Origin of the sequence: Nocardiopsis exhalans, from assembly GCF_024134545.1 — a bacterium.
Classification (GTDB): Bacteria; Actinomycetota; Actinomycetes; order Streptosporangiales; family Streptosporangiaceae; genus Nocardiopsis; species Nocardiopsis exhalans.
This window is the reverse complement of sequence record NZ_CP099837.1, coordinates 167,795-185,091: the sequence shown is the minus strand read 5'-3', so window position 1 is coordinate 185,091 and position 17,297 is coordinate 167,795. Positions and strand designations below refer to the sequence as shown.

At 68.0% G+C, this 17,297-nt stretch carries 13 protein-coding genes and 1 tRNA gene; 9 read left to right on the top strand and 5 right to left on the bottom strand.

The window, feature by feature from the left end:
* Nucleotides 1-232: 232 nt before the first annotated feature.
* The 5 genes from NE857_RS00845 to rpmH all read right to left on the bottom strand — a co-directional run bounded on the left by NE857_RS00845 (nucleotide 233) and on the right by rpmH (nucleotide 2,899).
* On the bottom strand, nucleotides 233-721 hold the full coding sequence (locus tag NE857_RS00845) for a Jag family protein (protein WP_254419354.1): 489 nt from the start codon (nucleotides 719-721) through the stop codon (nucleotides 233-235).
* Nucleotides 722-864: 143 nt separating this feature from the next.
* Complete coding sequence (yidC, locus tag NE857_RS00840) at nucleotides 865-1,800, bottom strand: membrane protein insertase YidC (protein ID WP_254419353.1); 936 nt, start codon at nucleotides 1,798-1,800, stop codon at nucleotides 865-867.
* A 28-nt stretch (nucleotides 1,801-1,828) separates the two neighbouring features.
* Nucleotides 1,829-2,143: a membrane protein insertion efficiency factor YidD gene (gene yidD / locus NE857_RS00835; RefSeq protein ID WP_254419352.1), complete on the bottom strand. Its 315-nt coding sequence runs from the start codon at nucleotides 2,141-2,143 to the stop codon at nucleotides 1,829-1,831.
* Nucleotides 2,140-2,631 carry a ribonuclease P protein component gene (gene rnpA, locus NE857_RS00830; RefSeq protein ID WP_017579455.1) on the bottom strand — a complete coding sequence of 164 codons (492 nt, stop codon included), beginning with the start codon at nucleotides 2,629-2,631 and terminating at the stop codon, nucleotides 2,140-2,142. Before rnpA ends, yidD begins: the two co-directional genes overlap by 4 nt.
* Before the next feature lie 124 nt (nucleotides 2,632-2,755).
* Nucleotides 2,756-2,899 (bottom strand): 50S ribosomal protein L34, encoded by a 144-nt coding sequence (gene rpmH, locus NE857_RS00825; RefSeq protein WP_014909187.1) that lies wholly within the window; start codon nucleotides 2,897-2,899, stop codon nucleotides 2,756-2,758.
* A 773-nt stretch (nucleotides 2,900-3,672) separates the two neighbouring features.
* Here rpmH and dnaA point away from each other — a divergent pair.
* From dnaA to NE857_RS00780, 9 genes are all read left to right on the top strand, one after another.
* On the top strand, nucleotides 3,673-5,802 hold the full coding sequence (gene dnaA, locus NE857_RS00820) for a chromosomal replication initiator protein DnaA (RefSeq protein ID WP_254421829.1): 2,130 nt from the start codon (nucleotides 3,673-3,675) through the stop codon (nucleotides 5,800-5,802).
* A gap of 1,314 nt (nucleotides 5,803-7,116) precedes the next feature.
* Nucleotides 7,117-8,256 (top strand): DNA polymerase III subunit beta, encoded by a 1,140-nt coding sequence (gene dnaN, locus NE857_RS00815; protein ID WP_017579458.1) that lies wholly within the window; start codon nucleotides 7,117-7,119, stop codon nucleotides 8,254-8,256.
* Between the two features lie 116 nt (nucleotides 8,257-8,372).
* Nucleotides 8,373-9,296, top strand: a complete 924-nt coding sequence (gene gnd / locus NE857_RS00810; RefSeq protein ID WP_254419351.1) for a phosphogluconate dehydrogenase (NAD(+)-dependent, decarboxylating) — start codon at nucleotides 8,373-8,375, stop codon at nucleotides 9,294-9,296.
* 142 nt (nucleotides 9,297-9,438) lie between these two features.
* Nucleotides 9,439-10,569: a DNA replication/repair protein RecF gene (gene recF, locus NE857_RS00805; protein ID WP_254419350.1), complete on the top strand. Its 1,131-nt coding sequence runs from the start codon at nucleotides 9,439-9,441 to the stop codon at nucleotides 10,567-10,569.
* A 79-nt stretch (nucleotides 10,570-10,648) separates the two neighbouring features.
* The gene (locus NE857_RS00800) at nucleotides 10,649-11,143 is read left to right on the top strand and encodes a DciA family protein (RefSeq protein ID WP_425572229.1); all 495 of its coding nucleotides are present in this window, start codon (nucleotides 10,649-10,651) and stop codon (nucleotides 11,141-11,143) included.
* A gap of 474 nt (nucleotides 11,144-11,617) precedes the next feature.
* On the top strand, nucleotides 11,618-13,555 hold the full coding sequence (gyrB, locus tag NE857_RS00795) for a DNA topoisomerase (ATP-hydrolyzing) subunit B (RefSeq protein WP_301184291.1): 1,938 nt from the start codon (nucleotides 11,618-11,620) through the stop codon (nucleotides 13,553-13,555).
* A gap of 53 nt (nucleotides 13,556-13,608) precedes the next feature.
* Complete coding sequence (gene gyrA / locus NE857_RS00790; protein ID WP_017579463.1) at nucleotides 13,609-16,230, top strand: DNA gyrase subunit A; 2,622 nt, start codon at nucleotides 13,609-13,611, stop codon at nucleotides 16,228-16,230.
* Between the two features lie 101 nt (nucleotides 16,231-16,331).
* Complete coding sequence (locus NE857_RS00785; RefSeq protein WP_026116325.1) at nucleotides 16,332-16,937, top strand: DUF3566 domain-containing protein; 606 nt, start codon at nucleotides 16,332-16,334, stop codon at nucleotides 16,935-16,937.
* A gap of 202 nt (nucleotides 16,938-17,139) precedes the next feature.
* Nucleotides 17,140-17,213: transfer RNA gene (locus tag NE857_RS00780), tRNA-Ile, on the top strand.
* The last annotated feature ends 84 nt before the right edge of the window (nucleotides 17,214-17,297 follow it).

Below are 17,297 nucleotides of genomic sequence, written 5' to 3'. Positions count from 1 at the left end.
TCACCCCGACCGGACTGCCTTGTATGCGGTTCGTGTTCCTCAGTGCAGGGTTTCGCCTCGGGCTTCCTCCCGACCCCACCTCGCGGTGACGCCGTTGCCTCCGGCTCAGAGTTAGCACTGCCGCTTCCTCTAGAGGACTTCCACCTCCAAGCAACTGCCCATGCTGGGCACACCATGACGAAGGGGCGGCGTTTCACGTGAAACACCGCCCCTTGAGTCTGACCTTGTTCCGCTAGTCGGCGGGGTGGACCACCACGTAGCGGTTGGGCTCCTCGCCCTCTGACTCGCTGCGCAGACCGGCCGCGGCCACGGCGTCGTGCACGACCTTGCGCTCGAACGGGGTCATCGGCTCCAGCGGGTGGATGTCGCCGGTCTCCTTGACCCTGTTCGCGGCCTCGGCACCGATCTGGAAGAGCACCTTGCGGCGACCCTCGCGGTAACCGCCGATGTCCAGCATCAGGCGGCTGCGCTCACCGGTGGCCCGGTGCACGGCCAGACGGGTCAACTCCTGGAGGGCCTCCAGAACCTCACCGTCGTCACCGATCAGCTCGTCCAGGGTGGCGCCGACGACGGAGACCATCGCGCGGTCGCCCTCGACGTCCATGTCGATGTCGCCGTCGAAGTCCGCGATGTCGAGGAGACCCTCGATGTAGTCCGCGGCGATGTCACCCTCGTTCTCCAGGGCGTCGACATCGATTCCGGCCTCAGGTGCCTCAGCCACCGCTACTCCACCGCTCTCTTCCTCGCTACTTCCCACAGCGATCCCGTCTCCTCAATCCGTCAGTCCCTGGCCGTCGTACGCCTCAGGGGCATTGTCGCCTGCGCACTCGAAAGTCACCGCGGCCGACACGAAACAGGGAGGCCCTACTTGGACCCACCGCTGCGTTTGGAACGCGTCTGCTTCTTCGGCTGCTTGCGTTCGATCTTAGGCTGTTCCTTCGGTTCCGGCGCGGGTTCGGGCGCCTTCTTCCGGCCGAGCATGCCTTTGTTGGAGCCCTTGGCGCTGCCCTTGTCGGAGTCGGCGGCCTCACCGGGAAGCGGCTGGTTCCGGTAGAGGTAGTGCTGCTGCACCATCGTCCAGACGTTGGACGTGACCCAGTAGACGAGCACACCGATCGGCATCATGAGACCGAAGAGCCCGAACGCGGGCGCCATGTACATCATGATCTTCTGGGTCTGCATCATCGGGTTGTCGGGCTGCTGCGCGATGCTGCGCTTGATGCTCTGACGCATGGTCAGGAACGTCGTGGCACCCATGACCACACAGGCGATCGCGATGACGATCTTCGCCATGATGGGGTCGGTCGCGCCGAGCGCCAGCAGGTCCTCTTCCGAGGTGTTGAACTGGGCGGCGATCGGGGCCGCGAAGATCATCGCCTCACGGGCGTTGTTGGCGAGCTCCTCGGTGAAGCCGTAGCGGGCGTGGCCCTCGGCGACGCTGCGCAGCACGCTGAACAGCGCGAAGAAGACCGGCATCTGGAGCAACAGCGGGAGGCAGCCCATGATGGGGTTGGTGCCGCTCTCCTGGTAGAGCTTCATCGACTCCTTCTGGAGTCGCTCCTTGTCGTGCTTGTAGCGCTCCCGAAGCTTCATGATCTTCGGCTGCACTTCCTGCATCTTGCGCTGCGTGTTCATCTGCTTGACGAACAGCGGCACCATCAGGAGTCGCATCAGACAGGTGAGCAGCACGATGGACAGGCCCCAGGCCCAGCCGCTGTCGGGGTTCAGGCCGACGAAGGTCAGACCCGAGTGGATCCAGACCAATACGTGGCCGATGATGTTGTAAAGCCAGTCCAGCACCGGCCAACTCCTCGGTGATTCGGTTCAGCTACTGGTCCCCGGATGCGGCGCCGGTGTGCCCGGTTCCGTCCGCAGACTCCTCGGACTCCTCGTTCCGGCGCCCCTTGGGCGGCGGAACCGGATCAAGACCCCCGGGGTGGAAGGGGTGACAGCGGGCGATCCGCCTGACCGTCAGCCACAACCCGCGGGGACCTCCGTGCACGCGGAGCGCCTCGACGCCGTACGCGCTGCACGAAGGGTAGAAACGACAGACCGGAGGAAAGAGCGGGCTGATAAAACGCTGGTAACCGCGGATGGGCAGGATCAACAACCGTGCGAAGGCCGTCGGTCTGTGCTCGGTCATTGCTGCGTCCACCGTTCTCCGCCCTCCTGAGGGCGGCGGTCGCCGTCTGCTTCACTCTTCGCCGACTCGACCGGTTCGGGGCGCGGGCCCCCGCGGCCGCGTCGGCGTTTGGCGGCCCCTCGGGGACGCTGAGCCGCGGCGATCGCGCTGTCGAGTTGTACCGCCAGCTCCTCCTGCCGCAGGGACGCGGCCGAGGGCTTGGCACGCACTACCAGAAGGCTACCGTTTGGCAGATCAGCCAACCGTGCCCGTACCACGTGGCGCAGGCGCCGCTGTACGCGCTTGCGCACCACGGCCCCGCCAACGGCCTTGCTCACGACGAAACCGACGCGCGGCGGTGCCGGGGCGTCGGTGTCAGTACTGCTGTCAGCGGGTTGCCGGGGGGCGAGGTAGACCACGCCCAGGGCGTCACGCGAGGCGCGCCGCCCCGAACGCATGACCGTTCCGAACTCGGCGCTGCGGCGCATCCGGTTCTCCGGCGACAACATCGGCGTTCCTCCGGGAGAGGGGTGCGGCACGGCCCTCGGCTACCGGTTCCGTGCCCCACGACAAAGGGACCGGCCGGCGAGAAGGCCGGACCGGTCCCAGTGAAGACTTGAGGCTAGACGTGGCCTAGTGGCTCACGGTCAGCGCGGCGCGTCCCTTACGACGTCGCGAGGCGATGATGGCGCGACCGGCGCGCGTACGCATGCGCAGCCGGAAGCCGTGGACCTTCGCGCGACGCCGGTTGTTCGGCTGAAACGTACGCTTGCTCACTACTGGCTCCAGGGGCGTGTCAGGAAAGTACTACGACAGACCCCCAGGATATGCGGGGCCTTACAGTGCGTGTGCCGTGGCCGCGCTTCGCGAGAAAACACGAGCGCAGGCAGAATCATCGGCATAAGCATAAAGAACATACGACCTGGTCGGGTCGTGGTCAAATCAGACCTGCCGACGGACCCGCCCGCGGCTGCTGGCGGGTGGGCCGTAACCGGTGGCGGACGCCACTGTGCACAGTCTACCCCGCCGCCTGTGGACAACCGGTTGTCCACAGCGCGCGAGACTTCCACAGGAGGCGAGGGCTGTGGATAACCTCAACCTGTGGATAACTCTCCCCTGCGGCCGTCCGCAGCCGCCCCAAAGCTGTGGATAACTTGCCTACACACGCCCTGGCCTGCGCATTGTGGATAACTTCACAGAACACACAGGGGACTGCCATCCTGTGGATAAACCTGTGCACAACTTGTGGACAACCTCGCGAACCTGTGGATACCCAGGGGTAGTCAAACCCTTGGCCGCCGCGGGCCGGTTCGGTTGTCCACAGGCTCCGAACGTCCGAACCGACCGCTCCCGTACCGGCTCCCCTGCCCCGGCACCCCCCGCAGGGGAGGACAATGGGATCTGTGGACCCCCGGGTTCCCACGCGCCCGATACACGCCGTACAACCTCCCCCGTCCCCTCACCGCTTCCAATCCGCTCCGAACAGATCCGCACCGAAGGGACAGCAACCATGGCAGGTCACCTTGGCTGACGCACAGGTCAACCTCGCAATGGTCTGGTCAAGCGTGTTGGACGGGATCGACAACGACTCCCTGCCCGCACACCAGCGCGCATGGCTGCCGCAGACCCGGCCACTGGGTCTGATCGAGGACACGGCGCTGATCGCAGCGCCCAACGAGTTCACCAAGAAGGTCCTGGAGACACGCCTCTACCCGGCGATCAGCAAGGCCCTCTCCGCGCACCTGGGACGGGAGATCCGGGTCGCGGTGACCGTGGACCCCACCGCCGTGCCCACCCCGCCGCCGACCCCCGCGCCGTACGGCGTGAGCAGAGACACGGGCACGAACACCTCTCTCTCGACCCCCGGTGCCCCGCGACCCGAGCAGCCCGCCGGCCACGAGCCCGCGCCCCGGGAGACCCCGGCGCACGAGCCGCGCGGCCAGCACGCGCGCCCGGCCGATCCGCCCCACGCCGAGACCCCGTACCCCGCGCAGGCCCCGCACCCCTCCGAGGCGCTCGGCGCCCACCCCGGGCACGCCCGGGCGCAGGAGGCCCAAGCCGACCTGCTCGGCCCCGCGTCCCAGCAGCCGGAACCGCAGTCGGCGGCGGCACGGTCTTCGGCGCCGGCACCGCAGGAAGTACAGCAGCCCGCCCCCCGGCAGGCGGCGTCCCGGCAACACCAGGAGCCGCGGTACGCGGAGCCCGGCGGTTGGGCCCCCGCCGACCAGGAGCAGCTTCCCCAGAGCCACTCCCCCGCACCGCGGGCACCGGTCACGCAGCACACCGCCGCGCCCGCGCCCGCGGCCCAGCCGCAGGGCGGGCAGGAGGGACAGCCCTCCTGGTCGGCCTCCCCGGGTTGGGAACAGTCCACCCAGGAACAGCTGTGGCAGCAGCAGAGCTGGGGGGATCCGTCCTGGGACCAGCCCAACCGCTGGGAGACCCCGGCCGCGCAGGCCCCCGCACCGGAGCCCGCTCCGGCTGAAGCCGCTGCGCCGGGCGGGCCCGAGGAACCGCAGGTCGCCGAGCCGGTCGAGGACGCCCCGGCCCCCGCTCCCGTCAAGGAGGAGGGCGCGCGGAACAGCGCTCCGGTCTCCCCCTCACCTTCCTCTCCTCCCGGGCGCTCTCCGGAGATCCCGCCGGGTGAGCACGCGCGGCTGAACCCGAAGTACACCTTCGACACGTTCGTCATCGGCTCCAGCAACCGGTTCGCGCACGCGGCCTCGGTCGCGGCCGCCGAGGCCCCGGCCAAGGCATACAACCCGCTGTTCATCCACGGGGGCTCCGGGCTGGGCAAGACCCACCTGCTGCACGCCATCGGCCACTACACGCACCGGCTCTACGAGGGTTCGAGGGTGCGGTACGTGAGCTCGGAGGAGTTCACCAACGAGTTCATCAACTCGATCCGAGACGGCAAGGCGGACGGGTTCCGCCGCCGCTACCGGGACATCGACGTACTGCTGGTGGACGACATCCAGTTCCTGGAGAACAAGGAGCAGACGCAGGAGGAGTTCTTCCACACCTTCAACACGCTCCACAACTCCGACAAGCAGATCGTCATCTCCAGCGACCGGCCGCCCAAGCAGCTGACCACGCTGGAGGACCGGATGCGCAGCCGGTTCGAGTGGGGCCTGCTGACGGACGTCCAGCCGCCCGAGCTGGAGACCCGGATCGCCATCCTCCGCAAGAAGGCGGCCCAGGAGGGCCTGGCCGCCCCGCCCGAAGTGCTGGAGTTCATCGCCAGCAAGATCTCCACCAACATCCGGGAGCTGGAGGGCGCACTCATCCGGGTGACGGCCTTCGCAAGCCTCAACCGGCAGTCGGTGGACCTGGACCTGACCGGCCAGGTGCTGCGGGACCTGGTCCCCAACGCCGAGGTTCCGGAGGTCACGGCCAGCGCGATCATGTCCCAGACGGCGGCCTACTTCGGACTCAGCCTGGAGGACCTGTGCGGAACCTCCCGCTCCCGGGTCCTGGTGACGGCGCGGCAGATCGCCATGTACCTGTGCCGTGAGCTGACCGACCTGTCCCTGCCCAAGATCGGGCAGCAGTTCGGCCGCGACCACACCACCGTCATGCACGCCGACCGCAAGGTCCGCGCACTGATGGCCGAGCGGCGCTCCATCTACAACCAGGTGCACGAGCTCACCAGCCGGATCAAGGACCAGCCCTCGCTGACCTGACCGTCGGCTCTGTGCCCCTCAGCCGGGCACAGGGCACAGGGGACACAGAGACATAGAGGGGGAGGCCCCGCCATATCAGGCGGGGCCTCCCCCTCTCTTCCGGCCACAAGTCCCCCTGTCGCCCTGTCGACTTCTCTCCCGAGCCATCGCTCCCCCGGTCCCGGCCGTCGACCGCCCCTCGACGCGCCCGCGGGTCGCTGTCTCCGTGTCGCCGTGCCCACTTCTTCTCCCGGGAGCACCTTCCTCCGGCCCGAGGCCGCCTCCTGCCGCCCCTGGCTCTGTCCACAGCCTGAGCGCCGTCTCCCGCCCCTGCGCTCTGTCCACAGTCTCCGGGGCTCCCCCGGAACCGCCCGCACAGAGTTATCCACAGGCTTGTGTGAGGGTTTCTCCCCTGTGGAGAGGTAAGCCCGTGTCATGGCCGAGGCGTACCGTCCGTGCCGGACACACACTGTTTCCCCTGGTTTCCAGGGTCTCCAGAGCCTGTTGCCCTGCCCACACCAGCGGGAAAAGGCCGCGACGAGGGACCGTGACAACGATCAGGGTTCGTAGTTTGGGAGGAGCCTGTGGAAAACCCTGTGCACAGACTCTTTGTCCAGCTTCGCGAGCTCTGTGCGGCGCTCCGGAAAAAAGTTTTGAGGTTTCTCGGCGAAGTTATCCACAGGAAGGGCGCCAAATCTGTGGACAACACTGTGGATAACCTGTGGACAACCCCCCGAACCCTGTGGGTAACTCACCGTCGCCCTGTGGACACAGCCACCCGTCATCGGATCACCGCACCACCGCCTGTTGTGGACAACTTGGGGAAAACCTGTGGATGAACCTGTGGACGAGCTGTGGACAACCTGTGGGCCCCTGTTTCTGTCCACAGGCGGGCCGAGTTACACACAGGGTCATCCACAGGGCCTGTGGACAAAAATTCGCGGCCTGACCTGCGAGAACAAGGGTTATCCACATTATCCACAGGCCCTACTACTACGACGCACCTTCATTAACCAAGATGTGGCGTCAAAACAGCTTCGCGGAAAATCTGTGGACAAAGCCCCGAGATCGAGGCGACGGCGGTCCGGTCCTGAGCTGGCAGCGGCAGCCGGTGAATCCGGGTAACGTGTGGTCTCGCCCCTGTCCTCCGCCGCTCCAGATCTGAGCGGTGGCCCCTACGGGATCCGAGGCCGCTTCCGTGGCTCGGTCCGCCTCCGGCGCGGACACCGTCCACACCCTGGGGACGGAGCCCTCCGGCCGATCCAAGAGACACCCACGAGCTGCAACGTTGAGGCTGCGACCGGTCCCCCGGTCCTGCGGAAAGTGAGTCGGAAAGTGAAGTTCCGGGTCGAACGCGACGTACTGGCCGACGCTGTCGCCTGGACAGCGCGAACACTGCCGACGCGCCCCTCTGTCCCCGTCCTGGCCGGGATCCTGCTGGACGCCGGCGAGACCGACGGCCGCCAGCGGCTGCGCCTGTCCGGCTTCGACTACGAGGTCTCGGCGCAGGTCGCGGTGGACATCGAGACCGAGGAGGCCGGGCAGACCCTGGTCTCCGGTCGTCTCCTCGCCGAGATCACCCGCAACCTTCCTCCACAGACCGTGGAGATCTCCACGGACGGCCCCAAGGTCGTCGTCAGCTGTGGCAGCGCCAAGTTCACCCTGAACACCATGCCGGTCGAGGACTACCCGTCCCTGCCGGAGATGCCCGGTGTCAGCGGGACCATCGGCAGCGACGTCTTCGCCGCCGCGGTCAGCCAGGTCGCCGTGGCCGCGGGGCGTGACGACACGCTCCCGATGCTCACCGGCGTCCGGGTCGAGATCGAGGGCGAGACCATCACGCTCGCCTCCACCGACCGCTACCGCCTGGCCGTCCGCGAGCTGAGCTGGAAGCCGGAGAACCCCGAGCTGTCCGCCGTCGCGCTGGTTCCGGCCAAGACGCTCCACGACACCGCCAAGACGCTCACATCGGGGGCCGAGGTCTCCATCGCCCTGTCGGGAAGCGACTCCGGCGAGGGAATGCTCGGCTTCGAGGGCGGCGGACGCCGGACCACCACGCGTCTGCTGGACGGCGAGTTCCCCAAGTACCGCGCCCTGCTGCCGGACACCTTCAACACCGTGGCCGAGGTCAGCCGCTCCGAGTTCATCGAGGCCGTCAAGCGCGTCTCGCTGGTCGCCGAGCGCAACACCCCGCTGCGGCTGGCCTTCTCCCAGGGCGCCCTGGTGCTCGAGGCGGGCACCGGCGAGGACGCACAGGCTGTGGAAACCCTCGAGGCGGAACTGGACGGCGAAGACATCCAGATCGCCTTCAACTCCGGGTTCCTGCTGGACGGGCTCGGCGCCATCGGCACCGACGTGGCCCGCCTGCACTTCACCACCTCGACCAAGCCCGCCATCCTCACCGGCAAGCCGGCCGAGGAGGGCTCGTCCCCCGAGTACCGCTACCTGATCATGCCGGTCCGCCTCTCCGGCTGACCGGAACACCCGTTCGACCATCCGGCCATTCGGTCGTTCGGGGGCCGCCGCCCGCGCACAGCGCCACGGGCGTGCGGCTTCCACATGTCCACAGGTGCCCAAGGGGGAGTCCACAGATGCAACTCGGAATAATCGGTCTCGGCAAGATGGGCGGCAACATGGCCGCCCGCCTGCGCGAGAAGGGCCACGAGGTCGTCGGCTACGACGTCTCCCCCGGTGAGCGGGACGTCGAGACGCTGCCCGAGCTGGTCGACCGACTCCAGGCGCCGCGCGCCGTGTGGGTGATGGTCCCGGCCGGCGACCCGACCGCGACGATCATCGCCGAGCTCGGCGATCTGCTCTCCGAGGGCGACATCATCGTCGAGGGCGGCAACACCCACTACGTCGACGACGTCCCGCGCTCCGAAGAACTGGCCGCCAAGGGCATCGGCTACGTCGACGCCGGGGTCAGCGGCGGTGTGTGGGGACGTCAGAACGGCTACGGCATCATGGTCGGCGGCCGGGACGAGGACGTGGAGCGCCTGCGCCCCGTCTTCGACTCCCTCACCCCCGACGACGGCGGCGGCTTCGTGCACGCCGGTGCGGTCGGTGCCGGGCACTTCGTGAAGATGGTCCACAACGGCATCGAGTACGGCATGATGCAGTCCTTCGCCGAGGGCTACGAGCTCATGGTCGCCTCCGGCATCGTCAAGGACGTCCCCGGCACCCTGGAGAGCTGGCGCGAGGGCACGGTCGTCCGCTCCTGGCTGCTGGACCTGCTCGGCCGCGCCCTGGAGGAGGACCCGGACCTGTCGGAGCTGCGCGGTTACGTGCAGGACTCCGGTGAGGGCCGCTGGACCGTCCAGGCCGCCGTGGACCTCGCGGTCCCCGCCCCGGCGATCACCGCCTCGCTCTTCGCGCGGTTCGCCTCCCGCCAGGACGACAGCCAGGCCATGAAGGTCGTCGCCGCCCTGCGCAACCAGTTCGGCGGGCACGCCGTCACCAAGACCGAGGCGAAGACCGTCACCGAGGCCGAGGCACAGGCCGCCGACGAGGACTAGCCGCACCCTGTTCTCTCTCCGGGGGCGGTCCGGGGTTCACCGGACCGCCCCCGGCACCGTTTTCCCAGCGTGTTCCACTGTTTTCACCGCTTCGCACTGTCTCCCCGTCTTTTCCGCTCCCCCGCTTCAGGAGGAAGGCCGGATGTACGTCTCCCACCTGCAACTGGCCGACTTCCGCTCCTATGAGTCGGCCCTGCTGCGACTCGAACCCGGCGTGAGCGTGTTCGTCGGCTCCAACGGCCAGGGCAAGACCAACCTGGTCGAGGCGATCGGTTACGTCGCCACCCTCGGCAGCCACCGGGTCTCCTCGGACACCCCGCTGGTCCGCCAGGGCGCGCCCCGAGCAATCGTCAGCGCCAAGGTCGTCCGGGACGGCCGGGACATGATGGTCGATCTGGAGATCAACCCGGGCAGGGCCAACCGGGCCCGGGTGAACCGCGGCGCGGCCGGGCGCCCCCGCGACGTGCTGGGCATCCTGCGCACTGTGCTCTTCGCCCCCGAGGACCTGGCTCTGGTCAAGGGCGACCCGGGTGAGCGGCGCCGCTTCCTCGACGACCTCCTGGTGGCGCGGGCCCCGCGGATGGCGGGGGTGCGCTCGGACTACGAGCGGGTGCTCAAGCAGCGCAACGCCCTGCTGAAGTCGGCCTCGGCCCGGTTGCGCCAGCGCGGCACCCCGGACCTGAGCACGCTGGAGGTCTGGGACTCCCACTTGGCCGAGACCGGGGCCGAGCTCCTGTCCGCCCGGCTGGGGTTGGTGGAGGAGCTGCGGCCGCTGATCGCGCACTCCTACGCGGGGCTGACCGACTCCGGTGGTCCGGCGGTGCCCACCTACCGCGGTTCGGCCGTCCCGGAGGGGCAGGAGCTTCCGCACGACCGTCCACAGCTTGTGGGCATCCTGCGCGCGGCCATGACCGAGGCGCGCGACCGCGAGCTCCAGCGGGGTATCAGTCTGGTCGGCCCGCACCGCGACGAACTCCACCTCCAGCTCGGTGAACTGCCCGCCAAGGGGTACGCCAGTCAGGGGGAGTCCTGGTCGTACGCGCTGTCCTTCAAACTGGCCGCGTTCGAGCTGCTGCGGGCCGAGGGTGACGACCCGGTCCTGATCCTGGACGACGTCTTCGCCGAGCTGGACGCCGAGCGCCGCCGCAGGCTGGCCGAGCGGGTGCGTGACGCGGAGCAGGTGCTGGTGACCGCTGCGGTGGGTGAGGACATCCCGAAGGAGCTGGACGGCGCCAGATTCGGGGTGCGCCGGGGGGTGGTCGAGAGTGAGTGAGGGTTATCCACAGCCTGTGGATCCGAGGGCGGGTCATGGCGCCCCGGGGTCCCCGTCCGACGCTGCCCGTCCACAGCCTGTGGACAAGAATCCTTCGGGGTCCCCGTCCGCTTCTGATTCCACCCCTTCCCCCGCCCCGGACCCCTCCCCTGTCTCCGGTGCCGATCTGGCCCGCCAGGCGCTGGCACGGGCCAAGGCGGAGGCACGCGACCGCGGAGCGGTGCCCCGGGGGATGAACCGGAATCGAAAGCGTGGCCGATTGCGGTCACGGAACGAGCCCCAACTGTTCGGTGACGCGGTGCGCACCTGGCTGATCGAGCACGGTTGGCAGGAACAGGTGGCTATCGGCGGGGTGTTCGGCCGGTGGGCGGACATCGTGGGCGACTTCAACGCCGAGCACCTGCGACCGGAGAGTTATTCGGAAGGCGAACTCGTCGTGGTGGCTGATTCACCGACGATGGCGGCCCACGCGCGAGCGATGGTGCGGGATCTGATGCGCCGTCTGAACGAGGAGCTGGGGGACGGCACCGTTATCGCCATCAAGGTCAAGGGGCCCGGTTTCCGCCGTCGATGACCCTTTTGGGTGGTGGCCTCCGAAGTGCTGAAAGCCTTTGTGACCTGGGTGTTCAGGGTGGTCCCGTGAGGTCTTCGGGGCGGTTCGGATCTCGGGAGCGAACCCCCCGCACTCGGGCCACCGCATCGGAGAGCGGAGGGCGATCGGCCTTCCAAGGCCACTGAACCGCGCCGGGACTTGCGCAAGGGTCCCCCCGCGTGTAGGGACTCGACTCCCGCCCCGAACGTTCGTTCTCGGGCGGCACAGCGCCGCCAATGCCACTTTGTCGCACCGTCCGGGGTATCATGGGGACGGTTCTTCAGACGCCTGTAGCCGGTACCACGCCCCCATGTAGAGGGTGGGCGGACGGCCCGTGCGGTGAACGGTGATCCCCCAGGTGTCGCGGTACGTCGGCCCCTCGATCACCCTGCCGTGGGTTGCCCGTATCCGCTCGGCCGCGGCCGACAGGCGTCCCCAGCAGGAGGGTGTTCCCACTTGGCCTACGACGCAGGATCAATCACGGTTCTCGAGGGGCTTGAGGCAGTACGCAAGCGCCCAGGCATGTACATCGGCTCCACCGGGGAGCGGGGTCTGCACCACCTGGTCTACGAGGTGGTCGACAACTCGGTCGACGAGGCGTTGGCGGGTCACGCCGACGCCATCGAGGTGACCCTGCTCGCCGACGGCGGCATCAGGGTGGCCGACAACGGTCGAGGTATTCCGGTCGGCATCCACCCCGTGGAGAAGCGTCCGGCCGTGGAGGTCGTCCTCACCACGCTGCACGCGGGCGGCAAGTTCGACGGCAAGTCCTACGCCGTCTCCGGCGGTCTGCACGGTGTCGGCATCTCCGTCGTCAACGCGCTGTCCACTGCCCTGGACGTGGAGATTCGTCAGCAGGGGCACGTCTGGCGCCAGCACTACGAGATGACCGCCCCCACCGGCGAGCTCATCAAGGGCGAGGAGACTGACGAGACCGGTACCCAGATCACCTTCTGGGCCGACGGCAGCATCTTCGAGACCACCACGTTCTCGTTCGAGACGCTGGCCCGCCGGATGCAGGAGATGGCCTTCCTCAACAAGGGGCTGTCCATCACCATCCGCGACGAGCGGCCCGACCACATCGACGACGCCCCGGTGGTCAACACCTTCCACTACGAGGAAGGGCTGTCGGACTACGTCCGGCACATCAACGCCAAGAAGGAGCCGGCGCACGCGTCGATCATCTCCTTCGAGGAGGAGGGCGAAGGCATCGCGGTCGAGGTCGCCATGCAGTGGAACCAGTCCTACACCTCGTCGGTGCACACCTTCGCCAACACCATCAACACGGCGGAGGGCGGTACGCACGAAGAGGGTTTCCGCTCCGCGCTCACCACTCTGGTCAACCGGTACGCCAGGGACCAGAAGCTGCTGCGCGACAAGGAGGACAACCTCACCGGTGACGACATCCGCGAGGGTCTGACCGCGATCATCTCGGTCAAGCTCGCCGACCCGCAGTTCGAGGGCCAGACCAAGACGAAGCTCGGCAACACCGAGGCCAAGTCCTTCGTCCAGAAGGTCACCAACGAGCACCTGCGCGACTGGTTCGAGCGCAACCCGGGTGAGGGCAAGGACATCGTGTCCAAGGCCAGCCAGGCCGCCCGTGCCCGGGTCGCCGCCCGCCAGGCCCGCGACCTGACCCGCCGCAAGACCCTCCTCGAGACCACCTCCCTCCCGGGCAAGCTGTCGGACTGCCAGTCCACCAACCCGGAGGAGTGCGAGGTCTACATCGTCGAGGGCGACTCGGCCGGTGGTTCCGCCAAGGGTGGTCGCAACCCGCACAACCAGGCCATCCTGCCCATCCGCGGCAAGATCCTGAACGTCGAGAAGTCCCGCATCGACCGCATCCTCAAGAACAACGAGGTCCAGGCGATCATCACCGCTCTGGGCACCGGTATCCACGAGGAGTTCGACGCCGAGAAGCTGCGGTACCACAAGGTCATCCTGATGGCCGACGCCGACGTCGACGGTCAGCACATCCGCACGCTGCTGCTCACGCTGCTGTTCCGCTTCATGAAGCCGCTGGTCGAGGCCGGGAACGTCTACCTGGCCGCCCCGCCGCTCTACAAGATCAAGTGGGACCAGAAAGGCAGCGACGCCGGCTACGCCTTCTCCGACGCCGAGCGCGACCGCCTCATCGAGGCCGGGATCGCCGAGGGTAAGAGGGACCCGCGCCCGCGCGACATGGTGCAGCGCTTCAAGGGTCTGGGCGAGATGAACGCCAACGAGCTGTGGGACACCACGATGGACCCGGACCGCCGTGTCCTGCTCCAGGTCAGTCTGGAGGACGCGGCCCAGGCCGACGAGATGTTCAGCGTGCTCATGGGTGAGGACGTCGAGTCGCGGCGCGCCTTCATCCAGCGCAACGCCAAGGACGTCCGTTTCCTGGACATCTAGGTCCCCTGTTCCCACCCGTGCTCAAACAAGCTTCGTAGAAGGGATCGACATCCGTGACGGATGCGAACAGCCCCGACGCCCCTGAGGGCGGTGACTCCGGTGTGGAGTCCCTGCCGCGCGTGACCGATCGGATCGAACCGGTCGACATCCAGGTCGAGATGCAGCGCAGCTACCTCGACTACGCGATGTCGGTCATCGTCGGCCGCGCCCTCCCCGACGTCCGTGACGGGCTCAAGCCGGTCCACCAGCGCGTGCTCTACGCGATGTACGACGGCGGCTACCGCCCCGACCGCGGGTACTTCAAGTGCGCCCGCGTCGTCGGTGACGTGATGGGTAACTACCACCCGCACGGTGACAGCGCCATCTACGACACCCTGGTCCGCCTGGCCCAGTGGTGGTCGATGCGGATGCCGCTGGTCGACCCGAACGGCAACTTCGGCTCGCCTGGCAACGACCCGGCCGCCGCCATGCGTTACACCGAGTGCAAGCTCGCGCCGCTGGCCATGGAGATGCTCCGGGACATCGACAAGGAGACCGTCGACTTCCGGCCCAACTACGACGGCCGTTCCTCCGAGCCCGTCGTACTGCCCGCCCGCTTCCCGAACCTGCTGGTCAACGGCTCCTCGGGTATCGCGGTCGGGATGGCGACCAACATTCCGCCGCACAACCTGCGCGAGGTCGCCGACGGCGTCAACTGGTACCTGGACAACCCCGAGGCCGAGGACGAGGAGCTGCTCGACCAGCTCATCGCCCGGGTCAAGGGCCCCGACTTCCCGACCCGAGGCCTCATCGTGGGCAAGCGCGGGATCGAGGAGGCCTACCGGACCGGCCGCGGCTCCATCACCATGCGCGCCGTGGTCGAGGTCGAGGAGGACAGCCGGGGCCGTCAGACCCTGGTCATCACCGAGCTGCCCTACCAGGTCAACCCGGACAACCTCGCGCTGAAGATCGCCGATCTTGTCAAGGAAGGCAAGATGACCGGCATCGCCGACGTGCGAGACGAGAGCAGCGGCCGTACCGGCCAGCGCCTGGTCATCGTGCTCAAGCGCGACGCCGTCGCCAAGGTCGTGCTGAACAACCTGTACAAGCACACCCAGCTGCAGGACACCTTCGGCGCGAACATGCTGGCCCTGGTCGACGGGGTGCCGCGCACCCTGCGTCTGGACCAGATGATCCGTCACTGGGTCAAGCACCAGGTCGAGGTCATCGTCCGCCGGACGCAGTACCTCCTGCGCAAGGCCGAGGAGCGCGCGCACATCCTGCGCGCCCTCCTGCGGGCCATGGACCGGATCGACGAGGTCATCAGCCTCATCCGGAGCAGTGCCTCCGCCGACGAGGCGCGCACCGGCCTGATGGGCCTGCTGGAGATCGACGACATCCAGGCCCGTGCGATCCTCGACATGCAGCTTCGCAAGCTCGCCGCCCTGGAGCGCAACGCCCTGACGGCCGAGTACGACGAGCTGATGGCGCTCATCGACGACTACAACGACATCCTCTCCTCGGACGTGCGCCAGCGGAGCATCATCCGCGCGGAGCTGGGCGAGATCGTCGAGAAGTACGGCGACGAGCGGCGCACGCACATCATCCCGTTCGAGGGTGACATGCGGATGGAGGACTTCATCGCCGAGGAGGACGTGGTCGTCACGATCTCCCGCGGTGGGTACGCCAAGCGCACCCGTATCGACAACTACCGCGCCCAGAAGCGCGGCGGCAAGGGCGTGCGGGGTGCCCAGCTCAAGCAGGACGACATCGTCCAGCACTTCTTCGTCACCACCACCCACCACTGGATCCTGTGCTTCACGAACCAGGGCCGGGTGTACCGGACGAAGGCCTACGAGCTGCCGGAGGCCGCTCGTGACGCCCGCGGCCAGCACGTCGCCAACCTGCTGCCCTTCCAGCCGGGCGAGGAGATCGCGCAGATCATGGCGCTGCGCGACTACGAGGCGGCGCCGTACCTGGTGCTGGCCACCCGCGAGGGCCTGGTCAAGAAGTCGCGCCTGGAGGACTTCGACTCCGCGCGCGCGGCGGGCATCATCGCGATCAACCTCCGCGAGGAGGACGAGCTGATCGCGGCGCGTCTGGTCTTCCCCGGCGACGACCTGCTGCTGATCTCCAGTGACGCCCAGGCGATCCGCTTCCCGGCCTCCGACGAGTCGTTGCGCCCCATGGGCCGCGCGACCAGCGGTGTGATCGGCATGCGGTTCCTGGAGGGCGACTACCTGCTCTCCATGGACGTCATCCGCCCCGACGACGGCTCCACCGACGTCCTGGTCACCACCGAGAACGGGTACGCCAAGCGGACCCCCTCGGAGCAGTACCCGGTGCAGAACCGCGGCGGCAAGGGCGTGCTGACGGCGAAGGTCGTGGAGGCCCGCGGCAAGCTGGTCGGTGCGCTCATGGTGGACCCGGAGGTGGACGAGATCTTCGCGATCACCTCCGCCGGCGGGGTCATCCGCACCGGAGCCGCCGAGGTGAAGCAGTCGGGCCGTACCACCATGGGCGTCCGCCTGATGAACCTGGACAAGGGCAACAAGATCGTGGCCGTCGCGGCCAACGCCGAGGCCGCGGAGGAGGCCGAGGCCGAGGAGGTCGCCGACGCCGTCGAGGCCGCCGAAGCCGCCGCGGCCGACACGGTCGAGGAGCAGGTCTCGGGTGAAGGCAACCCCGACGCCTAGACTGCGCGTTAAGCCCAGTACGTCCCGTGGGGTTCGTTTCGGCGGCCCCACGGGACACACGCATCGACCCGTCTCAACGAAAGTCCAGCGGTAACGCTTCTATGTCTGAGAACCAGCGGAACACCACCAGCAACGAGTCCGACGCGGCTGCGACCGCCGGTGACACGGACGTGGAGACGGCGGAGTCGACCGCTGAGGGCTCCTCGACGGCAACGGGTACGGAATCGGGGGGAACGACAGTGACGACCGAATCGAGGCCCGAGCCGGAGGAGCCCATGTCCTCGGGGGCCGCCCCGGAGGGACCGGGCGCCGTCAAGGCGACCCTGGCCAGTCGCAAGGCCCACCTGACCGTCTCCCGCGTGGAGCCGTGGTCGGTGATGAAGTTCAGCTTCGTGGTAGCCCTCGTCTGCTTCATCATCCTGTTCGTGGCGGTCGCGGTGATCTACGCGACCCTGTCGATGCTGGGTGTCTTCGACGAACTCACCAGCATGATCAACGCCCTCCTGGAGGGCGACGGTGGCGAGGACGAGCTGGGCCTGAACCCGGCCGCCTGGTTCTCCCCCGGTCGTGTGCTGGGCTACACGGGCGTGATCGGCGCGCTGAACGTCGTGCTGATCACCGCCCTGTCCACGGTGGGCGCGATGCTGTACAACCTGGTCTCCGACCTGGTCGGCGGCGTCGACGTGACCCTCTCCGAGGCCGAGTAGCCCTCGAACCCGCCCGTCGGGCCCGGCTCTCCTGGCAAGGGGCCGGGCCCTACACCTTTCCAGGGCTGTCCCGAGCACTACCCGAAACCCGCTAAAGTAGGAGGTGAAGAGGGGCGCGGTCCTGCCGCGTGCCTTGCTTCCCGCCCTACGGAAACCGGTTCGCTCCGGCTCCCGGGATGCGGTAGAGTTCCTGACGGAACGAGGGCGTATAGCTCAGTCGGTTAGAGCGCATCCCTGATAAGGATGAGGCCCCAGGTTCAAGTCCTGGTACGCCCACCCAGTTTCACCTGGTCAGAGCCTTGCTTCTCCACTCGGAGAGCGGGGCTCTTTCTGTTGTGGCCGCCCTGCGACCGGCCGCCT